General features: G+C 66.0%; 1 protein-coding gene. It reads right to left on the bottom strand.

Annotated elements, in window-relative coordinates; genetic code table 11:
- A partial coding sequence (locus ABZ406_RS30905; RefSeq protein ID WP_357769109.1) for an amino acid adenylation domain-containing protein occupies positions 1–2,432 on the bottom strand: 2,432 nt, incomplete at its 3' end.
- Positions 2,433–2,447 lie beyond the last annotated feature (15 nt).

The following is a 2,447-nucleotide window of genomic DNA, read 5'->3' as shown; positions in this document are numbered from 1 at the left end:
ACCACCACCCGCAACGCATCCACAAACCGACCCAACACACCCCGATCCTCAAACTCCAACACCGTCGGCAACACATACGCATCCCGACCACCATCCGCAAGAAGATGATGAAACAGAATCCCCTCCTGCAACGGAGCCAAAGGATAAATATCAGCGATATTCGCCGCCCCACCATCCACAGCGGCCGACACCCGATCAATCTGCTCCTGCGTCAAATCCACCAACGGCAACATCCCCGGAGTGATCACCGACGCGCCCGCCGGAATCAGATTCGGCGGAACCTCAACCGCCTCAACACCACCGGTCGCAGCCAACGCCGCCGGAGTCGGCGTCTGGAAAAACGCCCGCACCGGCACCGACACACCCCGCTGCCGCAACCACTCCACCAACCGCACCACCACCAACGAATGCCCACCCAGAGCGAAGAAATCATCGTCGACACCGACGTGGTCCAGGCCCAGCACCTCGGCGAACCCCGCGCACAACAACTCCTCCCGCGCGTTCACCGGAGCACGACCCACGCCGGTGTTGACCTGCGGGTCCGGCAACGCCCGACGGTCGAGTTTCCCGCTGCTCGTCAACGGCAACGCGTCAAGGACGACCACCGCGGCCGGAATCATGTACTGCGGCAACCGCTGCCCCACGAACTCCCGCACCCCAGCACCGTCACCACCGACGACGTAGGCAACCAACCGGTCACCGCGCACCACCACCGCCGCCTGAGTCACGTCCGGGTGCGCGACGACAGCGGCCTGCACCTCACCCAACTCGATGCGGAAGCCGCGAATCTTCACCTGGTCGTCGGTGCGACCCAGGTAGCCGAGCTCCCCACCGCGGGTCCACCGCACGAGGTCACCGGTGCGGTACAGCCGCTCCCCCGGCTCGAACGGGTTGGCAATGAACCGCTCCGCCGTCAGACCCGCCCGGCCCACATACCCCCGAGCCAACTGCACACCGGCCAAATACAGTTCGCCGGCGGCGCCCACCGGCACCGGCTGCAAACCACCGTCCAACACATAGGTGCGGGTGTTCGCGACCGGCGACCCGATCGTCACCGGCACACCCACCGCACACCGAGTTGCCGTCACATCCACCGACGCCTCCGTCGGCCCATACAGGTTGTGCAACTCCGTGTCGGGGAGGACCGCCAACAGGCTGTCCCGCGTCGTCGCGGGAAGCGCCTCACCCGAACACACCACCCGTGACAACCCCGTACACGAGGCGGCCACCGGAAGGAACGCCTCCAGCATCGACGGCACGAAGTGCGCCGTCGACACGTTCTCCTCACGAATCAACTCCGCCAGATAGGCCGGGTCACGGTGACCCCCGGGGCGGGCCACCACGACCGTCGCGCCGACGATCAACGGCCAGAAGAACTCCCACACCGACACGTCAAACGTGAACGGAGTCTTCTGCACCACCCGCTCACCCGACACCAACCCAAACCGGTCCTGCATCCACCGCAACCGGTTCATCACACCCGCGTGCGACACCACCACACCCTTCGGCCGACCCGTCGACCCCGACGTGAACAACACATACGCCGCACCACCCGACGACACCTCGACCGGCGAACCCACGTCCGGGCCGTCCAACCCGGTCACCGAATCCAGCACCACCACCGCACCCGCATCCGCCACCAACACATCCACCCGCTGCTGCGGATACTCCGGATCAATCGGCAGGTACGCAGCGCCGGCCTTCAACACACCCACCAACGCCACCACCAAATCCACACCACGATCCATCCGCACCCCAACCACGGACTCCGGACCCACCCCCACCGAGCGCAGATACCGGGCCACCGCACCAGCACGGACGTCCAACTCCCGATACGACACCGACACACCCTCGAACACGATCGCCACCGCATCCGGGGTCGCCGCGACCTGCCGGTCAAACAGTGAGACCACCGTGTCGTCCGTCGGGTAGGACACCGCCGTGTCATTCCATCCGGAGAGCACCAACGAACGCTCCTCGACGTCCAGCACGTCCACAGTGCTCACCCGCGCGCTGGGTTCATCGACCAGTGCGGTCAGGACGCGCACGAACCGTTCTGCGAGTCCACTCACTGTCGCGGGGTCGAACAGGTCCGCAGCTCCGACCATCGACCCTCGCAGGCCGACGGCGGCGCCCGTGGGGTCGTACGACTCCTGCAGGGTGCAGTGGAGATCGAACTTCGAGGACGGGGCGCCGGTGTCCACCTGACCCGTCTCGACGTCGGGGAGGTCGAGCACGGGGGCCGTCTGGTTCTGCACGGTCAGCATCACCTGGAACAGCGGGTGTCGGGACAGCGACCGCTCCGGTGCCAGCTCCTCCACCAACCGCTCGAACGGCACATCCTGATGCTCGAACGCCGACAACCCCACCTCACGAACCCGCCCCAACAACTCCACAAACGACGGATCACCCGACACATCCGTCCGCAACACCACCGTATTCACAAA

Source organism: Micromonospora sp. NPDC005710 (assembly GCF_040630995.1).
Taxonomy (GTDB): Bacteria; Actinomycetota; Actinomycetes; order Mycobacteriales; family Micromonosporaceae; genus Micromonospora.
Note: the sequence above shows the minus strand (reverse complement) of the source record. Positions and strands in the feature narration are given on the sequence as shown.